Raw genomic sequence first — 5,412 nt, 5'->3', positions numbered from 1 at the left:
CTCAGGCGACATTTTGAAGCGCTCGGCTTCCAGGCGCTTGAGCCAGAGGCAGAAGCCGTTGCGCTCCCAGTACAACACTTTGATCCGATTATGCGCCTTGTTGAGGAAGACGAAGAGCACGGGGTCGAACACGGCGACTTTGATATCCAGTTCTACCAAGGCAGTAAGGCCGTCGATGGACTTTCGAAAGTCCACAGGCTTGGGGTAGAGGTAGACTTTTTCGACTTTGCTGTCGGGGCGCATCATGCAGGGCTGGCTCCAGAAGGAAATCGGGAGCACAGCATCGGGCATCAGGTAAGCGCTTTGAATGTGGGGTTCATGGAGCACTTACGATTGACCTTGCGCCCATCCGACAGGGTCAGCGTGGTCAGGTTGCTGAGTGGGTCGTACTCGTAGCCGAGCAACGCTCGCCGCCATAGTCGCGGCTGACGACCACGCGGTGGTCAGCGTTGTACTGCACTTCCAGCTCACGGCTTGCCGCCCAAGGTTTGCCAACGGTAGTGGCAGCCCAGCCCCAGCGCGTTGCTGTGGGTCACCATCAGGCCGTCGGCGTAGCTGAAGCTGCGCACGGTGTCGCCGTTGCGGTTGATCACCGCGCTCAGCGGGCCGTGAGCGCTCTCACCAAATTCAAAGCCAAATGTTGATGCTCGATACTATGCTCCGATTTTGTGAAGCCCGCCCGCCATTATGCGCCCCAGCAATAGCGCTCACCCATCAAATCTTCTGATAAAATAATTATATTTTTCTGAAGAGTTGAGAAGTTCAGCTGTTTTATTTTCAAGCTCTTCTGCATTATCATCATCCGTAACAGTGACAAAGAGAATTGGCTCCTGAATCTTGAAGGATGAAAAGAAACCTTCCCTACGCAGAGAACTTAAAGCATTAACCATGAGTGAGAGCAGCCTTTCTTTAAAACGTGAGATATCGCTTCGGTCACTTGCCTCTCTCAGGCCCTCACAAATATCTTTGAAATACTCCCCCTTCCACCCCTCGTATTTCCATTCCGAAGAAGCCCACTTATAGTAGGGCATCAACTCTTCACGCTCTTCTTCACCTTCCCCCTCAAGTTTCTCCTCAAGTGCTTCAACGGAATTAATCGCAACCGCCATGGTCATAGCGCTACTATCCGTATAAAGCGCGCAAGCGTAGAACTGCTCATCCGGATGTTCCACACTCAAATCTCGCAGAGCTTTCGTAACTGAGGTTAAAGCTGTGCTCTCTAATACATGCCAATTCATTGCGCTCTCCTATTCACCCGCCAAAAATTTCTACACCAATTTTTTGCAACTCGCCTTTCATGGCAACAACAGCTTTACTAAAGGACATATCTTGAGCCATGATTACTTTATCTGCAGCCTCCAGCTTACTAGCTACCATTCTTGCATTTGCAATGGTGTGCCCTTGGTTTTCAGCCCACATCATCGCGGATGTATCATGTACGGGATCAATCTTATACTTCGATAAAACAGCCCTACTACGCTCAAGCGCCTTCTGCATTGCAGGAGAGCGGGGGAACTCGCCTTTGAACACTATGTGGTGAGCATGAGATCTCTCCATCGTAGCTGGTGGGCGAGTGCCCGTCCTGCTCGCGTAATAAGCGCCCCGAAGCAGCTGGTGAGCTTGCCCTGGGTGCGGTACACCTCACGATGCAGGTCATCGCGCTCCATGTCGCTGATCACCTGGCCGTCCAGGTTCGCTGGTGCAGGTGTCCGCTGCCGTATTACAAGTAGTTGGACTTTCGATCATCCGTCGGGGCGTACTGGTGACGGCGATGGATCGAATTGTAAGCGTAGTCTACCAGCAGCGACGTTAACGCCGAGGCGGTTGGAGATTTTATCGCTGTTCAATTCAAGCGAACAACCGGGATGGCTCCGGTTGCTTAGTATCATTCATTCGAAATACCATTAGGAAAATCCTGAATAATCTCTTTTGGCACAGAACGTAGAACGGGCGCTCTCAACAGACTTAATTAAATGTTTTGCTGGCCCCACTTAAAGGCAGCAGGACCAGAAGAACACACTTGCTGTTAAAGATTAAACTTGGATTTCGGTCTAAATATTGAAATGCTCTTTCACGTCTTTGTCGCCCATAGGGGAATAGGATGGGTAATCACACTTACTTCCTGCCAAAGAGGTCTCATTATCAAAAATATCAACAAGCTTGACATTATCGGCTACACCGTACACATACCTCACCGACTCTTGTTTTGACGGCCTATAATCTAAATCGTGAGCAACAATTCTCCAGTCACCCTCAGCTTTACGATCAAAAAGCGAATAAGAATCTAATATGACAGGGTCACCTAAGCGCTTGAAAGAAATTGAATCAACCGCTGGGACATTAAGAGCCTTGTCAAAAATCTCCACTACATGGCCAAGGCTATTTTGGGTCATAATGCGACCAACCCCATACTTTTTGGAGTCTAAAGCAAAGCAAAATATATCCCCGCTTTTTATTTTTTTATAACTTGTTTTGATCTTTTTGTCCCACTCATAAACCTCAAGTGACGTCATCCGCAACCTCCTTTCAATGCAGCAGTTTTCTTGGCGAAATCACTTTCGAAATTAGCTTGGCGAGTTGGAGCTCTCGTAGTATTTGCATGATCATATGAGTTGAACTGCCGCGCATTGAAGTCCAGGCGGTTGGCTGCCGGGTCGTAGCGGAACTCCTCGCTGCCGATCAACGAGCCGGTATCGCGACTGCGCAACTGGCCGTTGGCTTCGTACTCGTACTTGATCTCGCCGCGTAGCTTGTCGAGGGTACGCACCAGTTCACCGGCCGGGTCGTACTGGTAACGGCGGTGGATCGGGTTGTAGGCGTGCTCGACCAGCAACGAGGTATTGATGCCAGTGTTATGCACCTGCGAAAGCTTGTCGGCCGGCAAGGTCGAGGCAAACTGCCAGGCCTTGCGCCCCATGGCGTCATAACCGAAGCAACTGGTGAGCTTGCCTTGGGTGCGGTACACCTCACGGTGCAGGTCATCGCGCTCCATGTCACTGATGACCTGGCCGTCCAGGTTCAGCTGGTGCAGGTGGCCACTGCCGTAATACAGGTGATTGACCTTGCGCCCATCCGGCAAAGTCAGCGTGGTCAAGTTGCTGAGCGGGTCGTACTCGTAGCTGAGCGTGCCGTCAGGGGTGATTTCTTTGGTCAGACGGCCGAGCAGATCGTAGGTGTATTCCAGCTCCTCTTCTGTGATCCCAAGCTGCCTGCCGATCCCGGTCAGTTGCCGCTCGATGCTCAGCAGCCGGTCGCCGTTGTCGTATTCGAAATCCTGCCGGGCATCGCGGTTGGTCGAGGACGTTCTCGATACGCTGCAGCGGCACTTCGGTGTTGGTGTCTGGCACTTCTCTAGATTGTCGAGGGTTTGCAGGAGGTAATGAGCCACCTTGGATACAGGCCCGCACAATCACCTATACACGTTTAGCGAACGTGACTTTTGACAATGACAAAAATAATTATATTAGCTAAGGCAGCTTCATTCCAGCCGCTCGACAGTATCGGCTAACGGAAAAATAGTTGAAGCTGGCACCCCAACTATCTTCAATAGCTTTTTCAATATCTATCTTTCAACAATGTCACATAAAAACAAAAACCGAAGCCAGACTAAAAATGCCTCAAAAAATCAATCGTAAATACCATCTTGCTGAGATTTTTCGATAAATATATCCTGCAAGTCACCCTGAATATCTTCACCATCTAATTTTACAACAAAATTGCCCTCGAGGTCATCCGGAAAATGGACGCCATCCAACGTCCCAAGCACTACAGAAGCGCTGTCTGCGATAACAACTTTAAAAAAGTTAATGATGTCATACTTTTGAGTATCATCTAGCGATGCTAGAGCATTACGCACACGAGCATATGAGTCCTTATCTCCGCTGACGGGTTTAGTAAGAGATTTTTTATATTGAGGGAAATTTTTCTCAAACAATTCGGAATAAATAGCATCAACAAATTTATTGTCACCCATAAATTTCTCCCTTTACTTCCGCATTTCTGGATACATAGATTTATTCAGAGCGATTAGCTCCTGTAGCTTTTCATTCGGCACTTCGGGATAAACACGCCTAAGTTCATTTTCACCTAAGCCCTAAAGATAGCAAACCTTGCCCCAACTCATAAAAGTTGCGCAACAATACAACTACAAACCACTTACTCAACAATTTTCAACTAACATACACCTACATAAAAGCCGGCCACAATAAATTCACTACAACTCAAAGCTCCCTAATCGCTTGCCTAATCGAGCCAACAAAAAACTCCTCAAAACTTTGATAAATTACATTTTTTTCTTTCGTTCGCTTGAACGAAAGCTGAGTTTCAACTATGACCGGCTCTCCAGTAGTTCCGAGAGCCGAGACATCTATGGAATAAATCGGACCATAGCCAGAAGCTTTCACTACAATCATCGACTCATTTGCGTCGCCATCAGCTCTAGCACTTTTTGTGGCAAAAACCACGTTAGGAACAGACGTTGCACCAATACCGCTCTTGGTTATACCATAGTAAGTATCACCCGCAAACGACAGCGCACCATATTTCTTCAAAAACAGTTTATATGATAATGGGAAATCAACACCAAGAGCTTTCTCAAAGTCTGCTATCGCTTCATCCGATGCCCCCCCTGCGTATACGGGGTCTTCCCCGCTGGCGTTGATTTCAGATTCTATAATATCTATATAGCTCATTTTATATCCTCAAAACCCAAGGCTGTGGCTTTTCCAATAAGATTTCTTCCAAGTATTGAATGGACCGCGATTCACGATTGGCGGCGCGCTGTTATAAAGACGTCTTAATCCATCACTCCCCACCCAACTTTTATCCCACTGGTTAGAATACATATGCACCACCCTGTCGTGCTTAGAATGGAAACTGATTAGAACCTCAGCCATCGGACCAGGTTCATCTTGGGTAAGATGATGAAGATTTACTTCTTCCCCGTCCTTACCGATAGGCGCGCCCCCTTCTTCATTCTCTGTATGTTAGTACGTCCCAGCTCATCCACACGGTGCGGATCAAATATATCATTACGCTGATAAACTTTCCGGCCCGCTACACTTTTCGGTGTCCAGCATGTCCACCCAAGCGGGTCAACCCAAGAATTAGGATTAGGGGCAAATCCATAAAAATTAATCCCCCGACGTCGTAGCTGAAACGCCGGGTCAGGTTATCCACCCGCACTTCTTCGCTCAGCCGGTCCGAAGTGTCGTAGGCAAAGCTGTACGTGGCGTTGTTCTCGTTGACCAGCGCGGTCAGGCGAATGGCCTTGTCGTACTCGTAGCGAACCCGCTGGCCCATGGCATCCTGGCGGCTGCTCGGCAGGCCACGGGCGGTGCGCATCAGGCGGGTGGTCTGGCCCTTGCCGTCGGTGTGGCTGAGCACCTGCCCGTAGACGTTGTAGGTGAAGCT

The 5,412-nt window shown here is 49.0% G+C and carries 7 protein-coding genes and 3 pseudogenes; all 10 read right to left on the bottom strand.

Annotated elements, in window-relative coordinates:
- Positions 1 to 246: IS66 family insertion sequence element accessory protein TnpB (gene tnpB / locus ACF8EF_RS02930; protein WP_392461563.1), on the bottom strand; the 246-nt coding region annotated here is incomplete at its 3' end.
- A gap of 80 nt (positions 247 to 326) precedes the next feature.
- A pseudogene (locus ACF8EF_RS02925) lies at positions 327 to 611 on the bottom strand (RHS repeat domain-containing protein); the annotation flags it as partial.
- A 96-nt stretch (positions 612 to 707) separates the two neighbouring features.
- Positions 708 to 1,238, bottom strand: coding sequence for a DUF4303 domain-containing protein (locus ACF8EF_RS02920; protein ID WP_392461561.1), 531 nt, complete (start codon positions 1,236 to 1,238; stop codon positions 708 to 710).
- A gap of 13 nt (positions 1,239 to 1,251) precedes the next feature.
- Complete coding sequence (locus ACF8EF_RS02915) at positions 1,252 to 1,497, bottom strand: hypothetical protein (RefSeq protein ID WP_392461559.1); 246 nt, start codon at positions 1,495 to 1,497, stop codon at positions 1,252 to 1,254.
- 554 nt (positions 1,498 to 2,051) lie between these two features.
- Positions 2,052 to 2,513 (bottom strand): Imm26 family immunity protein, encoded by a 462-nt coding sequence (locus ACF8EF_RS02910; RefSeq protein ID WP_392461557.1) that lies wholly within the window; start codon positions 2,511 to 2,513, stop codon positions 2,052 to 2,054.
- A 98-nt stretch (positions 2,514 to 2,611) separates the two neighbouring features.
- Positions 2,612 to 3,292 (bottom strand): annotated as a pseudogene (locus tag ACF8EF_RS02905) (RHS repeat domain-containing protein); the annotation flags it as partial.
- Between the two features lie 333 nt (positions 3,293 to 3,625).
- Positions 3,626 to 3,973, bottom strand: a complete 348-nt coding sequence (locus tag ACF8EF_RS02900) for a hypothetical protein (protein ID WP_392461555.1) — start codon at positions 3,971 to 3,973, stop codon at positions 3,626 to 3,628.
- A gap of 247 nt (positions 3,974 to 4,220) precedes the next feature.
- Positions 4,221 to 4,691 (bottom strand): SMI1/KNR4 family protein, encoded by a 471-nt coding sequence (locus ACF8EF_RS02895; protein WP_392461553.1) that lies wholly within the window; start codon positions 4,689 to 4,691, stop codon positions 4,221 to 4,223.
- Between the two features lie 9 nt (positions 4,692 to 4,700).
- Positions 4,701 to 4,955, bottom strand: coding sequence for an HNH/ENDO VII family nuclease (locus ACF8EF_RS02890; protein WP_392461565.1), 255 nt, complete (start codon positions 4,953 to 4,955; stop codon positions 4,701 to 4,703).
- A gap of 181 nt (positions 4,956 to 5,136) precedes the next feature.
- A pseudogene (locus ACF8EF_RS02885) lies at positions 5,137 to 5,412 on the bottom strand (hypothetical protein); the annotation flags it as partial.

Source organism: Pseudomonas sp. zjy_15 (assembly GCF_043101865.1).
GTDB lineage: Bacteria > Pseudomonadota > Gammaproteobacteria > Pseudomonadales > Pseudomonadaceae > Aquipseudomonas > Aquipseudomonas putida_Y.
This window is presented reverse-complemented; position numbering and strand designations above follow the sequence as displayed.

Excerpts from the sequence above, each read along its gene's own strand:
- ACF8EF_RS02920 (WP_392461561.1), bottom strand. The coding sequence starts at position 1,238 with ATGAATTGGCATGTATTAGAGAGCACAGCTTTAACCTCAGTTACGAAA.
- ACF8EF_RS02915 (WP_392461559.1), bottom strand. The coding sequence starts at position 1,497 with ATGCAGAAGGCGCTTGAGCGTAGTAGGGCTGTTTTATCGAAGTATAAG.
- ACF8EF_RS02910 (WP_392461557.1), bottom strand. The coding sequence starts at position 2,513 with ATGACGTCACTTGAGGTTTATGAGTGGGACAAAAAGATCAAAACAAGT.
- ACF8EF_RS02900 (WP_392461555.1), bottom strand. The coding sequence starts at position 3,973 with ATGGGTGACAATAAATTTGTTGATGCTATTTATTCCGAATTGTTTGAG.
- ACF8EF_RS02895 (WP_392461553.1), bottom strand. The coding sequence starts at position 4,691 with ATGAGCTATATAGATATTATAGAATCTGAAATCAACGCCAGCGGGGAA.